The organism is Variovorax boronicumulans, assembly GCF_009811375.1.
Lineage (GTDB): Bacteria > Pseudomonadota > Gammaproteobacteria > Burkholderiales > Burkholderiaceae_C > Variovorax > Variovorax boronicumulans.
In genome coordinates, this window is sequence record NZ_BKDH01000003.1 from 36627 (window position 1) to 55373 (window position 18747).

Sequence of the window (18747 nt, forward strand, 5' to 3'; positions counted from 1 at the left end):
TCGGACAAAGAAAACTGGACCGGGACCACGCGCACCTGCCTCATGGCCGCGCACCACCGTCTGCCGTGCCAGCGCTCCTGCGCAGCAAGGCCGCGAACACCTGGCGCTCGCCGCCGGCGGCCGGTGGCTGGCCGCCGCGCACGCGCACCTCCGACACGTCGGCCTGCGCCGCGGTGGCCACGCCGAACAGGCGCGGCGCGCTGTGGGGCGCGGCCGGCACCGCCATGACGAGCAGGCGCGCCTCGCCGGCCGCATCGAGCCAGGGCAGGTCGAAACGCTTGACCGCCGGCTGCTCGGGCGTGCCGCGCTTGAAGCGGTTGGTTTCGCCAGCCCCGTCGGGGTACACCGCCTGCAGCGCGCCGCGCGCGTCGATGCCGGTGATGACGAGGTCGAGCGAACGGCCGCTGGTGTTGCGCACGTTCAGGCGCACGCGCTCCCCCGTCCGCAGTGCAGGCAATGCAGGCAGCACGCTCGCGGCCTCGGCGACGGGCACGCTGCGCAGCAGCCGGTCGGCGCTCCAGACTTCGAGCGCCGCATCGAAACCGTCGAGCTGGCCGCCCCTGGCATGGGCCTGCAACTGGGCCAGCCACTTGAGCTGCGCCAGCGCCTGCAGGCGGCGGCGCAGCGCGGCCACGTCGGGCACCACGACGGTGGAGGCGGCGGTGCCGAACACGGGCGCGAGCGCTTCGAGCCGATGGCCCGCGGGGCCGAGGTCGGTCCAGCGCACGTCGGCGCTCGCGGGGTCGTCGGCCAGGCGGATCGCGGCCGGGTAGTCGAGGCTCAGGCCGGCGGGCAACGGCTTGTCGGCGCGCACGCGCAGGGCTGTCGCGGCCGGCTCAGTGACCGGCGTGACGCTCCAGAACGCGCTGCCCGGCAGGTCTTTCAGCGCCGCGGGCACGGCGAGCCAGGCGCCGCCGAGCTTGATCTGCGCGATGGCGGCCGGCGCGCGGCGCACGGTGCCGTCGTCGAGCGTGGCAAGCACGCGCACCTCCTGCTGCGGCGCCAGGCCGTCGAGCAAGCCAGCCTTGACGGCCAGGCTGTCGCCGCTGCGCTGCGCGCCCCACACCGGGCGCGTGGACGCGGGCGCGCCGCTGTTGGCGAACAGCGGCGCATCGAGGTTGCCCTCGGCCACGGGCGACGGCAGCTCGCGCGTGGGAAAGCGCTGCGCGAGTTCGTCGATGACCGGCGGGTACAGCGCGAGCACGCCGTCGAACAGGTCGCGCCAGGTGGCGGGCTTGCGCGCCAGCGACTCGACCACGGCCCAGGTCAGGAGGCCCTGCGGCCGGGCGCTGCGCGCCTTGCGCGGCAGGCGCAGCTCGGGCGTGATCTGGTGGCTCTCGGACGCGAACAGCGCCACGTAGCGGGCGCGCGGTACGGCATCGGTCGCGGCCGGCGGAGACAAGGACCGTGCGGGCGACGCACCGCCCATGAGCTGCGTCGTGCGCAGGCCGCGCCAGCGCACCTCGTCGTCGGCCGGGCCCTCGGCGGTCGCGGGCGCATCGCCCGTGCCGCGCGTCATGGAGTTGGCGGAGCAAGTGTCGAACACCGAGGCGACGAACACGTTCTTCGCGAGGAAGGCCTGGATCCAGGCATCGAAGTCGACGTCGCGCAGGTCGCCGCTGAGCGCGGCATCGGCGCCGAGCGTGCCGCGCACGTCGCGCGCGAGAAAGTTCTCGGACAGGCCGTCGGGCTCCTGGTAGCGCTTGGCCACGTCGCGCAGGCGCGTGCCGTGGCCGGAGAAATACAGCAGTACGAAGTCGCCGCTGGCCGACTGCGCGAGCAGCCGCGCCAGGGCGTCGTGGATGGCCTGCGATTCGGGCAGCGCGGCACCGGGCACGCCGTCGGCGAGCACGGCAATGTCGGGCGCGGTGAAGCCCTGCTTCAGCAAGGCGTCGCGCATGAGCATCACGTCGTTGCGCGGCGCCTGCAGCCACAGGGCCTGCGGCTGGTTGACGAGTTCGGAGACACCGACGAGCAGCGCGCGCTGCGCGGCCTGCGCGGCAGCGCCGCCCGCGCCCCACACCACCAGCGCGAGCAGGAACCGCAGGCTGCACGCGCGCCAGTTCATGGTGGCTCCGAAGCCGGTCCGGCCGACGCGACCAATGGCGACGTCGCGAGCACCGACAAGCCGCCGACCGGATCGGCCACGCGCAGGCGCCAGACGCCGTTCGGCCCCGGCCCTCCGACCACTTCGGCCGACATCGTGCGCAGCAGGCGATCCGCCTCGTCGATGCGCACGCCGTCCTTCCAGCGCACGACCAGGTTGGCCTGCGCCGCAATCGGCGCCGTGGGCACCGAGCGGAAACGCACATCGTCGTCTTCGGCACTGCCGCGCCCGCCGATGAGCCCCACGTTCTGGATCACCGCAAACAGCGCCACCGCCGCGAAGGCCGGGCGTGCCCAGCCTTCGGCGCCGAACCAGCGGCGGATGCTGCCCCACCAGCCGTCCTCGGGCCGCGGCAGCGGCCGGGCGGGCGATGGCGGCGGCGCGGCGGGGGCCTCGTCCTGCGGCTGCGCCAGCGCGCGGCCCAGTTGCAGGCCGGCATCGCGGTACAGCGCCTGGTAGTCGGTGCGCGGGTCCTGCGGGCCCAGCGGCGTGCCCGAGAGCACCGAGAACGCGCCGGCCACGCCGCGCAGCGCGATGCGACCGGGCTCGGGCGCGATGTCGGGCGCCGCGTGCGCGGCCCATTCGTCGTGCACCGCGCGGATCGCGGCGAGCCGCGTGGCCGACACCTCGCCGAGCACGCGCGCGGCCAGCTGCGGGCTGGGTTCGAGCGTGAGCACGTTCCAGGCCTGGACCACGCCGAACATCGGCTCGAAGGGCTCGTCGTCGGGCTCCAGCAGCACGTCGAAGGGGCCGGCCCAGTCGGGCTCGCCGGCGGCCATCCAGCCCTGCCAGAGGTCGCCGTGGATGCAGCGGTCGAGCAGCACGCCGAGCAGGCGCCCGTCGTGCACCACGCTCACGAGGCGGCCCGGCGCCCAGCGCGCGGTGAAGGCGCGCCGGGCGACAGCCTCGCGGCGCCGGGCCAATTCGGTCAAAGGGAGCAGCAGGTCCGACACCCCGGGCGCGCCCGCGCCGCTGCCGTGCGGCATCGCGACGGGTGCGGCGTCCGGCGCGGCATCGCCGGGCGGCGCGCCGGTTTCGAACGCATGGCGGATCACGCTGAGCGGGGGCCAGAGGTCGGTGGTCATGGCGTCTGTTCCTGAATGGCTATGTCTTCAGACATAAGACGCTTCAGCCCCGAGGATTTTGAAAACCTGCAGGATCGCCGCCATGTTGTCGGCCTCGATGGCGATGCCCAGGGTCTGGCCGATCCAGCTGCCGATGCGGGTCTGCGCATAGCCGGCGCCCAGCCCTTCGCGCTTGTGCACGAGGCCCAGCCGCCCGGCGCGGTAGTGGTACGAGGCGATGGCGTGGCGCGAGGCCACGCCCGACAGCCCGCCCTCGGCCTCCTGCCCGAAACCTTCGCACAGCAAGATGCGCTCGGGCTCGGGCAGCCCGGCGATGAAGGCACGTGCCGCCAGCTGCACGGCCTGCGCGCTGAGGCCGTGCTCGGCCAGGCAGCCGTCGAGGTCTTCGCCCGGGCCGAGTTCGTCTTCGAGCTGGGCCTCGGTGATCTGGTCGCCGATGGAGACCTTGCGGCGAAACGAACTGGCGCGCGTGCAGTCGATGAGGTAGCGGCGGAAGTACGCGCACAGCGCGAAGGCGGTGGACGGCGCGCTGTGGCCGGCGCGCTCTTCCGACTCGTCGGGGTCGGCATCGAGCCGCAGCACCTTCACGTAGATGAACTGCGCCACCAGCTCCTGCCGCCCCTCGCCCAGCACCTGCAGCTCGGGCGGATTGCAGGCCACGAGCGCATCGCCCACGATGCGGTACATGGTGCCCATGTCGTCCGAGGACAGCGTCTGCCGGCGCCGCCAGAGGCGGACGAGTTCAGAGCTCTCGGCGGACGAAAGGGTTTCCTGCATCACTGGCTCACCCCCAGGCTTGCCCACTTCGTGTGGCCTCCACCCCCCTTGCAGGGGGCAACACCTGCGGCCCGGCAAAGCCGGTTCCACGGTGTTTCCCGAACGGGCCGCGCTGCGCGGGCCATGGGGTCGAGCGTAGGCCGAGGTAGAACATCAGTCGTCGACGCAGACGCCTTCGGTCGGCACGAGGCACTGCGGCAGATTGGCACCGACCGGGCCACCGCGCGTGCGGATCGCACCCGACACCGCCGCCTGCGCCACAGCCAGACCGCGCGGCAGAAGAATCCACAGCTGGCCGCGCTCCTTCATGCGGCGCGCGTTGGTGGCGGCCTGCTGGCCGTTGCCGAAGAAGTAGTCGGCCCGCACCGCGCCGCGGATCGCGCCGCCAGTGTCCTGCGCGATGGTCAGGCGCTGCATGGGCGCGCCGCTGCCGGGCGTGCGTGTCGACACGAACACCGGGTAGCCCAGCGGCGTGCTGCGTGGATCGACCGCGATCGAGCGGCCGGCCGACAGCGGCACGCCGAAGGCACCCACCGGGCCGCCCGCGGGCGAGGTCGATTCCTTGAAGAACACGTAGCTCGGGTCCTTGATCCCGGAGCCGGTCACCGCGCCGGCCGTGCGCCGGCCCGGCACCACCACCGCGCCGCTGGCCGTGGGCCGCGCCAGCGTGAAGCCGCGCGTGCGGATCACGCTGTTGTCGATGGCGCCCGTGTCTTCGTCGTCGCCGTCGTCCAGCGTCAGCTCGAGCGAACCGCCGCGCACCTTCACGGCGCTGCGCGGCTTGCCGTTGGCGGCCTGCGCGATGGTCGGGCGGAAAGGCTGGCCGTTCTGCTCGGCATACGCCACGCGCACGACCTCGCCGCTGGGCAGCTTGATGCGGCCCGAGCCCTGGATCTGCATCTCGTACAGCGCCGTGGCGCTGCTCACGAAGGCCAGCACCTTGGCGTTGGGTGCGCCCTTGGTCTCGATCTCTTCGCGCGTGTAGTACGGCAGCAGGCGCTTGCCGTCGATGCGCAGGCGCACCTTGCGGTCGAGCGTGTCGCGGGTGATGGCCGACAGGTCGAGCGCGTACAGGCCCGGTGCGCCCATGTCGCGCGTGCTCAGGCCGCTTTGCACGATCACGTTGCGGCCTTCGACCTTCGCGGCCACCGTGCCGCTGCCGGCCGGGAGCTTGCGCGCATCGACGAACAGCATGTCCTCGGGCTGGCCGTAGACCGGGTAGATGAACGGTGCGACGTAGGTGCGGCTGCCCGCGATCTCGGGCTCGAAGTAGCCGGTGACCACGCCGTCTGGCTTGCGGTCGTCGTCGCGGATCTGGTACGCCGAGAACTCGCTTTCGAAGAAGCCGCGGATCGCCTGCGTGCTCTTGCCGTCGACCTTCAGCGCGCGCTCGCACACCTCTTTCCATTCGGCGCCGCGACCGTTGAGCACCTTGCAGCTGCCCAGGAAGGCCGGCCAGCTTTCCGAAAAATCGTCGCGCGCCCAGCCCGGCACGGCGTCGAAGCCGACCGAGGTGTAGGTGGCGAGCTGGGTCGAGAAGGTGCGCGCCTGCCCCGCCACGCTGCCGCCGGTGGGGCGGGCCGGTGCGGTCGCGGGGTCGGCCGTGGTGGGCGCGGTGGTGGCCGTGCCCGTGGCGGTCGGCGGCGTGTTGGCGCAGGCGGCCAGCAGCACCAGCGCGACCACGGCGGCCGTTCGGCAAAGGGGAAGCGCGAAGTGCGGCAACGGTGACGTGTGCATGAAAGTCTCCTGGTCGTGGTCGTGGAAAGGGGGCCGAAAGCGGCCGACGCTCTACAGACGATTACTTCTCGACGATTTTGAAATTCGCGACGCCATAGACGTCGTTGCACGGCGGGGCGCCCGGCGCGCACACCGGTTTGCCCAACAGCGGCGACGGCCCGGTGCCGCGTGTGGCTTCGAGTGCCGCGAGCACCGGCAGCGGGAACTGCGGGAACACGCCTTCGTTCTGCACGCCCGAGGCGCCGAAGTCGCGCTCGTGCTCGCTCACGAGCACCGCGAACTGGTTGGTGCCGGCCGGCCCGCCGGCGTCCATCGGCCAGGAGGCGCGCGGCAGCGCCAGCGCGGCGTTGGCGGTGATCTTGTTGTACTTGTCGAGCAGGTTCGGGAACAGCAGGAACATCTCGCCGCCGCTGGACAGCAGGAACACGTAGACGAAACCGTCGCGCTTGCTGCGCACCTCGAAGGCCAGCTTGTCCTTGCCGATGGCGACCTCGGCCTTCTTCGGCGTGGCCGTGACTTCGAAGCCCGGCGCGGCGCCGGCGGCGAGGGATTGCAGTGACTCGGCGGGGGTTCGTGGCTTGGGAGGCGGCGGCGGTGGGGGTGGCGGTGGGGCCTCCGCGACCTGGGTGGGGGTGTCGGGTGGGGGTGCGGACGTGGCGGTTTGCGCCGTCTTGCCTGCATCGCCTTCGCTGCCCGAGCGACCGAGGAACCACCAGCCGCCACCCGCTGCGACGACCAGCACGGCGGCGGCGACGGCGCCGAGGACGGCCTTGCTGCTGCCACCACTCTTGTTGTCGTTCGCAACAGGTGCCTTGGCGGCGATGGGCTTCGGCATGTGGGCCGTGCCGATCACGGTCGGTGCATCGGCACCCGACTGACTGCTTCGCGCACCCGACGGCGGCACGGTGCGCGGTGTGGGCGCGATGCTGTGGCCGACTTCGAGACCCAATGCCGCGCGCAGCTCCGCCATCGACTGCGGTCGCGCTTCGGGCCGAACGCCCAGGCCCGCGTCGATCGCCGCGAGCAGCCGGTCGCTGTAGCGCTGGCGCAGGATGTCGTTGCCCGCGAGCGGCACGTAGCTGTCGGACAGCAGCCGCGCCACTGACGGCGGCGGTGCACGCCCGCACACGGCGACGTGCATCACGGCGGCGAGCGCGTAGACGTCGGTCCACGCGCCCTGCGACATGTCGGGCATCTCGGCGTACTGCTCGATGGGCGCGTAACCGGGCTTGAGGATGACGGTGATCGCCTGCGTCTTGTCGGTGATCACGCGGCGCGCGGCGCCGAAGTCGAGCACCACGGGGCGGCCGGAGCCTTCGAGCAGGATGATGTTGTCGGGGGCGATGTCGCGGTGGTAGCAGTGGGCGTTGTGCATCACGGCGAGGGCTTGCGTGACGCCGTCCATGATGCGGGTGAGCCAGGCTTCGTCGACGCCTGCCGGGATGGCTACGAGTGCTTCTCGCAGGGTGTCGCCCTTGTAGAAGGGCATGACCATGTAGGTGGTGCCTTTTTCTTGCCAGAAGCGGTAGACCTTGAGGAGCGACGGGTGGTCGAACTGGGCGAGAAGGCGGGCTTCGTTGATGAAGCTGCGCATGCCGAGGTCGAAGGTTTCCCTGTGTCTTTCTGAGAGGGGGACTACGGTGCCGTCTTGCTGTCTTGTGGATAGCGAGGTTGGGAGGTATTCCTTGATGGCGACTACGCGCTCCAGCGTGTGGTCCCAGGCTTCGTAGACGACGCCGAAGCCGCCTTGGCCTACGACTCGGGTGATTTCGAATTCGGCCAGGCGGCTGCCTACGGGGAGGAGGCCGGCTTCGTGGGTTGCGGTTGCTGGGCTGGTGACGGGGACGCCCGAAGCCGTGGTGAAACCACCGCCGGTGATGACTGTGGCGCCTGTGTCAGCTTCGCTGGTGGATGGCACGGGCCGTGAGACGACTCGGGTGCGGTCGTCTTCCGGGGGAAGGGCGTTGTCGGTCATTGACCTGCTCCTGCTGGGCGAACGCCTTTTTGGGGTTGCTTTCCGGGGCCGGGTCTCGCCCCGGCAGGCGACCTACTTTTCTTTGCTTCGCCAAAGAAACGTAGGCAAAAGAAAGGCGACCCTGCTGTCTGCGACCCTCCGCTTCGCTGCGGGCAACCTGCGGTGCTCACGTTTCGCGGGGTCTCGCAGAACTCGCTTCGCTCAAACAGCTGCGAGCCCTGATCCGCGAAACGCTGCGCTCCTCGGCGCATACAGAAGGGGTTTGGATACCAACGGGCCATCGCTTTGCTCGGCCAGTAGGCCGCAGCAGGCGCTTCGCGCCTGCTGCGGCTTGCATGGGGCGTGGCGTTGAACTGAGCAGGGCGCTGGCGCTCGCGCAAGTGCAGACACATGTACGAGTGCGAGTGCGAGTGCGAGTGCGAGTGCGAGTGCGAGTGCGACCAACCCCGTGGCATCTGGCTGCTGGAAGTTCCCAGGCCGAGCGAAGCAAAGGCCTGTCCGGTATCCAAATCCCCTCTGGTTGCGCCGAGGAGCGCAGCGTTTCGCGGATCAGGGCTCGCAGCTGTTTGAGCGAAGCGAGTTCTGCGAGACCCCGCGAAACGCGAGCACCGCAGGTTGCCCCGTAGCGAAGCGGAGGGGTCGCAGACAGTGGGGTCGCCTTTTCTTTGCTTACTTTCTTTTGGCGAAGCAAAAGAAAGTAAGTCCGCCGCCGGGCGGAACTCCCGGCCTCGGGAAGCAAAAGAAAGCAGGGCCCTCATTCCCCACCCCCAAGAAACAAAGCCTCGAACTGCAAATCCCGAGGCAACCCAGTAGCCAACATCCGAACCCCGCCCTCCAAGCCAGGCGTCTCCATCCAAAGCGAGGCCCCAGCCAAAGGCAACTGAAGCGACCGATCCTCAGCAGCAGGCTCACCAGCAGCGGAAACAAACAGCCGCCCCAGCACCGCATCAAACCGCAGCGCATCCAAATCCCCTTCAAGCCCTTCCAACACAGCCTGCGTCCCCAACGCCCACCACCGAAGCGCAGCAACAAGCGCCTCTCCATGCAGCGCACCAGGTACGCCTTCATCCAATTCAACGGCGAGAGTGAATGGAAAGTACCGCCCCACCCCATCCACTGAAGGCATCAACACCCCCATCCACCCCCGCTCCCCCACCACCTGCGCCCCCAGCGCAAAGCACCACACAGGCGCCTCCAGGTAGTGAGCAGTCCAATCCGCATGCCGATCCCGCAGCCGTGCCAGCCCGCGTTGCAACCACGGGTCCCACACCGAGCGAAACGACTCCGGCAACCGCCGATGCGCAAAGTCCCCCATCCCCGGCAGCTTGCCAAACCATCCCGGCAACTCAGAGGAGACGAAGAGAGAAGAAGAAGAAGAGGCCAGACTCACAACCCCTCCGGACAAGAAAACTCCCGCAACTCCTTCAACCGGATCGGATGCTGCACGCTGTTCGTCGTCACTTCGAACCGCGTCTTCCGCGCCCCCACCTGGAACGTGATGAAGAACTTCTCCGGCGCATCCCCCGCTTCCAGTTGCCCGTCGTCCAACGTACGGAACAAAGCCCAAGGCCCATCCATCGCCGACCCCGAACTCCCCGTTGTCGACGGCGGACTCACCTGAACGCGCACCTGGTTGCTCCCCTTCGGCCCCGGCCACTGCACCGCCATCGGCACCACCGGCCCGTGCGCGTACTTCACCAGCTGCCCGTCCACGTCGAGGATGAACTGCGTGATGCCCGCGTCCATCTCCACCGGCTTGAAGTCCAGCCGCATTGACGGCCCGCGACCGCCGCCGCGGAAGAAGATGTCCTTGATGCGCGCCGCACGCTCGAACTGCGCCAGCGCCTGCGTGGTGATCGCGCCGCGCTCGGCCACGGGCTTGTAGCGCCACGGCCGGGTGCTGGTGTCGACCAGCGCGGCCAGGCGCTTCTGGAAGAAGTCGTCCATCAGGCCGCCGGCGCCGAACATCTGGCCGAAGTCCTCGGGCAGTACGTCGCGCTTGCTGCTTTGCACGAAGGGGTAGCGGCCCGCGATGGCGCGGTTGCAGAACTCGGTCACGGGGCGCAGGTCCTGGCTCAGGTTGCCGCGCTCGGCCACCTGCGCCTGCGCGGCGCCGGTCTGGCTCAGGTTCTCGATCATGCTGCGCACCGGCTCGGGCAGGCGACCTGCGTCCGACTTGAGCTTGCCGGCCACGTCGCCGGGCGGCGGCGAGGTGCGGCCCTTCACGGCCGTGTCGACGGCGTTGAGGTACACGTACACCTCGTTGAAGAGCTTGAGCGCGTCGTCGATCGGCGCGGGCTGGTTCGGGCCGCCCGCGGTGACCAGGCGGCGCAGCGACTCGAAGCGGTCGTCCACGATGCTCTCGATGCGCTTGCCCGGCGCCACCTGCTTGCCGGCGTCGCTGCCGAACAGGTCTTCCAGGCCCTTGCGCGTGTTGCGCACGGTCTCGGTGGCCTTGCTGACGACGTCCTTGTTGGCATCGGCCGCGGGAATCAGCGTGGTCTGCTTGACCACCGCACGCAAAAAATTCGCAAGTGGTGAATCGACGCCCGACAGGATGCGCGCGGTCTCGATGTTCTTCTCCAGGCCGCTGACGCGGATCAGCCGCACATCGGCCAGCAGCGCCTCCCACTGCTTGACGTACTCCTCGAGGTACAGGCGCCGCACGCGGTCGGTGAGCGCACCCAGCGCCGCGGCATCGCGCAGGCGCTCGCTGGCGTTTCGGTCCTGGCCGAGCACCCACGGGTCTTCGGCGGCCAGCAGGCCGGTGAGCACCACGACCTCGTTCTGGAAGCGCTTGTGGTACCCGTCGTAGGTGAACATGCCCGGCACGCCCTCGCTCAGCGGCTTGCCGCTGATGCGCTCGAACACCAGCGGGCCCGAGGGGCCGGTGGCCTGCGCCACGCTGAAGCCCGGAATTTCCTTGGTGGCGCGCTGGCGCTTGAGGCGGCTGAACACGCGCTGCTCCAGCGGGTAGCTCGCGAGCACGGCGCGCACGCTGCGCACCAGGTTCTCGTCCATCTTCAGTGGCGAGCGCGGCGGGCCCTGGGCGATGAGCACGTCGAGCTGGTCTTCGAGCGCCTTGCGCTGGTCTTCGGGAATGCCGCGGTCGAGGTTGCGCGCCCAGTCGAGCGTGATCCAGGCCTTCAGCGCCTCGGGGTCGAAACGCTCGGGCTGGTAGAGCATCAGATAGCTCTTCAGGGCTTCATAGGTGAACTCGAGGTTGTCCTTCTGCGCGGTGCGCAGCTGGTCCTCGATGCGCTTGGCGATCTGCGGCAGGAAAGCGTCGTTGAGCGCGCGCTGGTGCGTGAGCATGGCGGCGGCATCGAGCTTGTCGCCCTGGTACAGACCCAGCGTCATCGACAGCGGCTCGTCGCCCTGGCGGTTGTCGGGCGTCTTCCAGATGTCGCGCAGGCCCTGCAGCACGGGCGCGACCTCGACCAGGTTCTGCACGCGCGTCGGCAGCGCGGCCAAGGTTTTCTGCGCGGGCTCGACGCGGGCCTCGACCGACTTCAGGTAGTTGTTGTTCTGCCAGGTGCTGTAGCCCCAGGCGGCGAGCAGGCCGACGGTGAGCAGCGTCATCGCGGCCACGCCCGCCAGGCGCAGCGTGTTGCGGCGGCGCTCCAGCTTCACGTCGGCGCCGGCCAGGCGCTGCTCGGGGAACACCACCTCGCGCAGCAGCGCGGTGAGAAAGTAGCTGCGCCCGCTCGACTTCTGCGGCGCGAGCATGGCGCGCTCGATGCCGAAGCTGCGCGCCAGGCTGCCCATCACGCGGTCGATCGGGCTGCCCTCTTGCGTGCCGCTGGTGAAGTACACGCCGCGCACCCACGGCGGCTGCGCAAAGCGCGAGCCGGTGAACACCTGTTCGAGCAGGTCGGAGAGCAGCGGGCCGACCGAGCCGAACTGCGCCGGAAAACCGAAGATCGCCGCACGGCGCGTGCCGTCGGTCTCGCGCTGCATGCGTGCGATGAGGCCGTCGTTGACGCGGTTGTGCAGCAAGGCGAACTCGCGCTGAAAGGCGGCCGACAGGCCCTTCTCTTCCAGCTGCACGTTCTCGTCCGCCGGCAGCGTGAAGCCGAAGACCTGCGCGCGCTGTTCCTTGCCGAGGTCGTCGAAGTAATCGGTGAAGCCGTAGAGCAGGTCGCTCTTGGTGACGAGCACGTACACCGGCAGGCGCGTGGTGAGCTTGCTGTCGAGTTCGAGCAGCCGCGCGCGGATCGACGCCGCGAGCTGCGTGCGCGCCTCGGGGCCCTGGCTCAGCAGGTCGCCCACGCTCACGGTGAGGAACACGCCATTCAGCGGGCGGCGCGGGCGCGCCTTTTTCAGCAGGCCGAGGAAGCCTTCCCAGGCGCTCTTGTCTTCCGACTGGTGGCTGTCCTGCGTGGTGTAGCGCCCGGCCGTGTCGATGAGCACGGCCTCGTCGGTGAACCACCAGTCGCAGTTGCGCGTGCCGCCCACGCCGCGGATCGCGCCGGGGCCGAACTTCTCGGCCAGCGGGAACGAGAGGCCCGAGTTGACGAGCGCCGTGGTCTTTCCCGCGCCCGGTGCGCCGATGAAGACGTACCACGGCAGGTCGTACAGGTAGCTGCCGCCCGAGATCGACAGCCAGTCGCGCCAGCCCGGCTTCTTGCCGGCGGCATGCAGGCGCATCTGCTTGAGCGTGGCGACGGCTTCGCTGAAGCGCGTGTCGAGGATCTTCTGTTCGCCGTCGACCGGCGCGCCGGCCTTGGCGGCGGCCGGCGCCTTCATGAGGCCGTCGGTCAGGTGCTGGCTCGCGCGGCGCGCGCGCCAGCGGCGGTACAGCGCGCGCAGCACGACGATGAGCACGATCACGCCGATGACGATGGCGCGTGTCATCTCGCCTTCGAGCGGCGCGAGCGAACCGATCTTCACCAGCGGGCCGATCCACCAGATCAGCAGCGCGACGACGATCAGGGCGAGCAGCGTCAGCAGCAGCGGGCTGAACAGGAAGCCGAAGATTTTCTTGATCATTTCGTCGCTCCTGGAACGGGAGCAGCCGGTGCAGCAGCAAGGCGCTCGGGTTCGGTCAGCAGCACGATGTCGACGCGGCGGTTGCGCGCGCGGTTGGCCGGCGTGTCGTTGGCCACCACGGGCTCGGCGTCGGCCTTGCCGTCGGAGCGCATGCGCGCGGGCTCGACCAGCGTGGAGAGCGCGCCCTTCACCGCATCGGCGCGCGCGGCCGACAGGTGCCAGTTCGACGGATAGCGCAGCGAGCGGATCGGCTGGTTGTCGGAGTGGCCGGTGATGAGCACCTCGCCCCTCACCTCGGCCAGCGCCTGACCGATGCGGCGCAGCACCGGCAGCGAGGCCGCCATGGGCTCGGCGCTGCCCGAGCCGAAGAACGAATCGCCGCGCAGCCGCACCACGCTGCGGTCGGCCTCGTCGGTCACGGTGACCAGGCCCTGCTTGATCTCGGGTTCGAGAAAACGCGCGAGCCGCGGCGACTTGGCCGGCGCGGCGGGCGGTGCGATCTGGATGTTGGGCACGCGCAGGCTCGATACGGCCGCGTAGGTCGTGTCCGAGCGGTGGTTGAGCGTGAGCCGCAGGCCGAACCACGCGAGCGCCAGCAGCAGCGCGAAGCCGGCCGCGAACACCCACAACGGCAGCGACTCGCGCAGCCGCACCGTGCCCGCGCCCTGCCCGCGCCAGTGCGGCGACAGCTCGGCCTCGACCGGCGGGCGGTCTTTCGCGATCAGGTCGGCCAAGCGCTGGCGCACCGAGTCGAGCTGCGCGCGGCCGTTGTCGACCACGCGGTAGCGGCCCTCGAAGCCGAGCGCGAGCACGCTGTAGATCAGCTCGAGCAGCTGGCGGTGCGTGGGCACGTCCTGCGCAAGCTTGGCCAGCAGCTGGAACACCTTTTCGCCGCCCCAGGTCTCGTTGTGGAACTGCACCAGCAGGCTCTGCTTGTTCCAGCCGGCCTGCACGCCCCAGGGCGTGTTGGCCACCGCCTCGTCGAGCGCGGTGCACAGCACATAGCGCGCGGCCAGCACCGACTCGTTGCCCACGCCCGCGCGCCGCGCCGCGGCATCGAACTGGTTCACCGCATCGGCGGTGGACGCGCGCAGCGCCGGCACGTTGGGCGGCTGCGCGAGGTTGCGCAGCTTGCCGATCAGCACCAGCAGCTTGCCGGCCGCCGACACCAGCGGATTGAGCAGGCCGATCTCGCCCACCTCGGCCACGGGCGTCGGATCGGCGCCGCCAAAGAACGGCGCGGGCGCAGCGGCCGGCGGCGTGCCGCCCGGCGTGCGCGGCTTGGGCTTGATGACCGTGCGCTCGGACTCAAAGGCGGCAAAGGGGTCGGGAGGGGTGCTCATGGTGATGTTCCGTTTCCGTCAGCCGGAGGCGGCTAGGAACGAATGGCCCAGAACGCCAAGTCCAGGCCGGGGAAATCGCCCGCGATGTGCATCGCGATGCCGCCCGATTGCTCGAGCTGTCGCCACAGGTCGCTGTTGCGCGTTTCGAGTTCGAAGTAGTTGGCGCCCGTGTGGAAGGGAATCTGGCGCGGCGCCACCGGCATCGGCGTCAGCGTGACGCCCGGCAGCGCCAGGTTCACGAGATCGCGGATGCGCTCGACCGGGCCGATCTTCACCTGCGTGGGGAAGCGCGCGCGCAATGCCTCGCTCGGCATGTTCGCGCTCACCGCGAGCACGAAGGTCGCCTTGCGCTGCAGCTCCACGTCGGTCACCACCGCCACGCGCACGCCGTGCTTGCGGTCGTGCAGGTCGATGCGGATCGCCGACTGCTCGAACACCATCGACAGGCTGCGGCGCAGGTCGTCCATCACCGGGCGGAAGCTCAGCGCCAGGTCGTCGTGGATGTAGGGGCCGAAGCGCGTCACGCGGCGCGTGTCGCGGAAGCTCGCGAGGTCGCCGGCCAACCCGAGCGCGTGTTCGAAGAAATGCTGCGGGTGCAGCATCGCGCTCTTGGCCAGGTGCGCAAAGATGGCCTCGTTGCGGTTCACCGCCTGCAGCAGCATGAAGTCGGCGATCTCGGCCACGCCGCCGGTGCCGCCCTGGGTCATGCGCCCGGCCAGCGCCTCGCCGCGCTGGCGCAGCAGGCCCAGCAGCTCGTCGAGCCAGGCACGGATCACCGCGTGGCCGGCCACGTCGAGCAGCGGCGGCAGCATCCCGCGGTCGAGCTGCACCTGGTTGTCGACCCGGCGCTCGACCACGCGGGCCACGCCCAGGGTCGCCCAGGCATCGGTGGCTTCGCTGGCGCGCATCAGGCGCGTGTGAAGCTGGCCGAGTTGCAGCATCGCGGTGCGCTCGCCGGCCGTGTTGGAGTCGGGCACGTCCGACTCCAGCACCCGGTGGCGCACCAGCTCTTCGTACTCTTCAGCATCGGCTTCGCGCGCCCCCGCGCGGCGCAGCGGGAGTGCCAGCACCACGGCTTCGTCGCGCATGGACGCGGGAATGTCGATGGGCTCGGGCAGCGGATCGACCGCCGGCATATCGAACACCGTGCCGTCGCCGAAGATGCCCACCGCCCGCACCAGCGCCAGCTTGCCCAGCGTGAGCGCCGCCGCGTCGATCTCGACTTCGGCGAATCCCCAGGCGTAGGGCGTGGTGGTGCGCAACAGCACATGCCGCGCATGATCGGCATGGCGCTCGCTCTGCTGCAGGTGCTGAGGCTGCAACAGCATCCCCTCGCTCCAGACCACTTTGGTTCGCCAACTCATCCGCACTCCGTCAACGGCAAGGGTGCCGGGAAGAAAGAAGAAACACGAAGTTTCCGGCGCGGGGGGCGGGAGGCAAATCCGCCTTAAGGCCTAGCTAATGGCCTAGGAGGGCAGATTCGAGGTACGGCAAAGGGAGTAGATGGGACCAGGCGAAGTTTGCGGCTTCCGGCAGGTCGGTTCTGAAGGTCGCATGACTCCCCTTCCTCGGGGCAGGTTTTTCGGCGATGAAAACAGGCCCTTTTTGCCTCGTTCCATGAAGCTGAGGACAGCGACTCTGAATATACGCTTCATGTTTACGCCGCATTAATACATCCGCGGCAGAGGCCTCATCGGTTCAATTGATGAATTTTCTTCCGAAACTTCGATGCCTAGAGCGAATTGAGGATCACAACACCCGGCAAATGAAGCATCCTCGCTATTGAAAAATCAATGCAAGGCTCCGGTCACCGCCCATCCCATATCGAGGATTTTTTAACACAAAATCTTTGCTTTTGAATCAAGAGTTAGCAAAAACAAGTTCCGAACACCTCACCTGAAGTTGCTTCGACAGACCGCGACGCCAACTCCATCTGATTTACTACCACGCGACAATGCCACATATGCTAAAAAATTTATTGACTACAAAATTAAAATCAATTCTGCGTGACATCAAAACCGACCACAAAGAAATTCAACGCATTGATTCGCGTCAAATCAGCAATTGCATGCTGAAATTCCCGCTTGCAACATGCCGACCTCCGCAGAGCTTCTTAAACTCGGGAAATTTACGGAGCGACGCGTGAGCTAAGCTTTTCGCGTAGCTTGTGCGCATTCAAGTGCGAAAAAATTGTGAGCGGCAGATTGATTTTTCATTTAGCGAACCGTTCACTACTTTATTTTTAAGGTTGACCCAGCCTTCGGCTGGTCAAAAAAATCCCTATGTCCCGCAAAATTAGATGGCTTGACCAGGATTTTATCAGGGTTTGAGGGCCGCACGGACCGATTGACGTGGCAATGATGATTCGATCTAAATCTTCCTTCATGAGATTTTAATTATCAACTCGTTTCAAATAAGTCAAATCAAAAAAAACGATTACCAACCGAAGATTGAAATGGAAGCCTCACATTTTGCAGCTCCAGCCCGGCCCTACTCCCAGCGCGCTTTAGCATGCGTCGGGCAACTGGCTGATCAAGTACGTCAAATGCAAATTCCGCGGAAATATTTCTATCCCCTTCAATTGCAAACCCTGATCATTCCGCGCATATCAGTGCACACGGAAATGCATCGAGGGCACCGCCATCGTCATGCGATACAGCGAAGCCGGCACACGCATCGTCAATCTGCAGTGATCCTTCGATCGATCGTCTACGCCGTTGGCACTTCGAACGGTGGAGTTGTGCCGCCTCACTCCTATCCCCTATCGCGCGAATCAGCAAGACGCCCTGGGACTATGAGTTTGCCTTTCTCTTGAAAACACTTCAGCTATAGACTTAGTGTGGCGATTCTGGCGAATTTCGCCAGAATCGCCACTACTCAAGTTAAAGAAGTGATTGTTGTTGAAGATCGTGAGCTGGCGTAAGGACGATCCACTCCTCTCCTGTGGGCAGCGGGTACTCCAGGCTGACCTTACCCACATGTTCAAGGTAGTCCAGTGCTGGTTGCCACACACTGCTCCTTCGCAGAAAGTGAGGAGTGGCATTTTTTGCAATCAATTTCTTGGGAACAATGGATGCAAGGGAGTTCCACATTGCTTTTTTGTTTAACCAATGCAAAAGTAGTTCGGCATTTTTTTCGATTGGATCATTTTCCCTTCTGCTGAAGTAAAAATAATGCTCCACAAGATACCATTGGCATACATCGATGGCGCACATGACGCTTTCTCTTGTAATTTTTTGAGGGGCGATGGGATGGCTGAAGCATTCAAAGATCGCGGCCATTCGAGCGATGTTTTCTGAGACCTTGGAGGCCATTGCTCTGATACTCTCCAACGGACCACCTCGGATCATGAAGTTTTCAATCAAGGTTGAATACTCACTCCATATTTTCGCCGCTTCCGCGCTGAAACGCATCGGAGGAATTGGTTCGGAAAGAGGTTTTGAATAGGAAATGTCGAGCAACTTTCCAATCTCACCATTGAAGGCGTCGAGTCCCCCGTAGACTGGCTCGTATCCAGACGGAGGTTTCCGTGTGCCAATTTTTGACTGTGGAAATGAAAACAACGAACGTGCAAGAAGACCACTTTCTTCCCAGATGTTGTTTTCCTTTTTTAAGGCGCGAAGGAAAATCTCTGGTTGCAGCATCAGGTGTACCGTCAAGCGAGGATTTTCGATGGTAAAACTCTCCGAGCTAGTTCTCTCGACGCTCAACGATTTTCCATTCCAACTATTATTCAGGTTGCCCACATTTGCAGTTGCAAATGATGCAAGCGCACTTGCGCCTTCATCAGAAATAATGCTGGTTGTTGGTTGGTATTTGTCAAAAAAACGAAGAAATGCTGCAGAGGTGGTATTGTCGATCTGAAGCTTCAATCCTTTTGGCTCTATGGGCTCTGATCCAAGAATTTTTTCTTGATCGTAGCGAAGCGCTTCCAGATTTTCTGTTTTTTCATCGCGCAGACATCGATCAATCTTTTTCTCGAGAACTCGCTTCTGTTGATTCCAAAAATGAAGGTCTGCTTTGTATTTTTGAATCTTTCCCTGAAATTCCAAATCAAATCTTCTTTGAAACTCTCTGACAGGCTTCATGAGCAAGGCGTCAGTTGCGGTTTTTCTCTCTCCTGATGCTGCGAGAGTAAAGAAGTAAAGAGATAAAGGGGAAATTTGCCCTGAAGGATGGATGACGGTTCGCCTTGCTTGGCACGCAATCGAAAGAACTGACAGGATAGAGCTTGTGATCAGGGCTATTGGGCTTTGAATCTTTTCTGAGACCTCGTTGATGGTGCCTTGAATTAAGTGATGGTAATTATTTTTGGGCGGATGTTCTGTATGTGCTTCTCTGTTGTTTAATTTCTGAAGCAGGTCAACTGAAAAGTTATTCATTGATTAAAAGCGAAGGAAAAGTACTGAGGAGATGCGGGAACAAGGCTCGTTGTATTCTTATTTTTTCCGGTCAAGCTGCGCTGAGATTTGAATGAATACTGAATGATGGCGCGCCCAAGGGGGACGCCCGGTGCCACGGTTGGATTGCAAAAAATTTCGGCCCCATATGACAGAGCTGACAACCAAGCATCCGTCTTCATCGTCGCACCTTTGGACGAGAGTCCAGTAGCCTTGATAGGTAGACCCGAGGCCGATGAGTCGGATCTTTGGATGCGACGAAGGCGAGCACCAATGCCGCTTGACGCTATTTGATCTTCGACCTTCCTCTCCCACTCCCTCCTCCCACGTT

10 protein-coding genes are annotated in these 18747 nt (G+C 66.0%); all 10 read right to left on the reverse strand.

The features are described from left to right. Positions 1–40: 40 nt before the first annotated feature. The 10 genes from VHAB30_RS22925 to VHAB30_RS22970 all read right to left on the reverse strand — a co-directional run bounded on the left by VHAB30_RS22925 (position 41) and on the right by VHAB30_RS22970 (position 18398). The gene (locus VHAB30_RS22925) at positions 41–2068 is read right to left on the reverse strand and encodes a caspase family protein (protein ID WP_174250274.1); all 2028 of its coding nucleotides are present in this window, start codon (positions 2066–2068) and stop codon (positions 41–43) included. Next, positions 2065–3192: a hypothetical protein gene (locus tag VHAB30_RS22930; RefSeq protein ID WP_159278696.1), complete on the reverse strand. Its 1128-nt coding sequence runs from the start codon at positions 3190–3192 to the stop codon at positions 2065–2067. Before VHAB30_RS22930 ends, VHAB30_RS22925 begins: the two co-directional genes overlap by 4 nt. A 27-nt stretch (positions 3193–3219) precedes the next feature. Continuing rightward, a complete protein-coding gene (locus VHAB30_RS22935) occupies positions 3220–3969 on the reverse strand; it encodes a hypothetical protein (RefSeq protein WP_062482983.1) in 750 nt (249 codons plus the stop codon). Between the two features lie 153 nt (positions 3970–4122). Next, positions 4123–5706 carry a murein transglycosylase A gene (mltA, locus tag VHAB30_RS22940; RefSeq protein ID WP_159278697.1) on the reverse strand — a complete coding sequence of 528 codons (1584 nt, stop codon included), beginning with the start codon at positions 5704–5706 and terminating at the stop codon, positions 4123–4125. A 61-nt stretch (positions 5707–5767) separates the two neighbouring features. Next, positions 5768–7681 (reverse strand): serine/threonine-protein kinase, encoded by a 1914-nt coding sequence (locus VHAB30_RS22945; protein ID WP_159278698.1) that lies wholly within the window; start codon positions 7679–7681, stop codon positions 5768–5770. Between the two features lie 754 nt (positions 7682–8435). Further along, positions 8436–9071 (reverse strand): type VI secretion system-associated protein TagF, encoded by a 636-nt coding sequence (gene tagF / locus VHAB30_RS22950; RefSeq protein ID WP_159278699.1) that lies wholly within the window; start codon positions 9069–9071, stop codon positions 8436–8438. Continuing rightward, on the reverse strand, positions 9068–12673 hold the full coding sequence (gene tssM, locus VHAB30_RS22955) for a type VI secretion system membrane subunit TssM (protein ID WP_159278700.1): 3606 nt from the start codon (positions 12671–12673) through the stop codon (positions 9068–9070). Before tssM ends, tagF begins: the two co-directional genes overlap by 4 nt. Next, entirely contained in the window at positions 12670–14016 is a 1347-nt protein-coding gene (locus tag VHAB30_RS22960) for a DotU family type VI secretion system protein (RefSeq protein ID WP_159278701.1), read from the reverse strand. Before VHAB30_RS22960 ends, tssM begins: the two co-directional genes overlap by 4 nt. A 32-nt stretch (positions 14017–14048) precedes the next feature. Continuing rightward, positions 14049–15380 (reverse strand): type VI secretion system baseplate subunit TssK, encoded by a 1332-nt coding sequence (gene tssK, locus VHAB30_RS22965; protein WP_159278702.1) that lies wholly within the window; start codon positions 15378–15380, stop codon positions 14049–14051. A gap of 1518 nt (positions 15381–16898) precedes the next feature. After that, entirely contained in the window at positions 16899–18398 is a 1500-nt protein-coding gene (locus tag VHAB30_RS22970; protein ID WP_159278703.1) for a YfjI family protein, read from the reverse strand. Between the last annotated feature and the right edge of the window lie 349 nt (positions 18399–18747).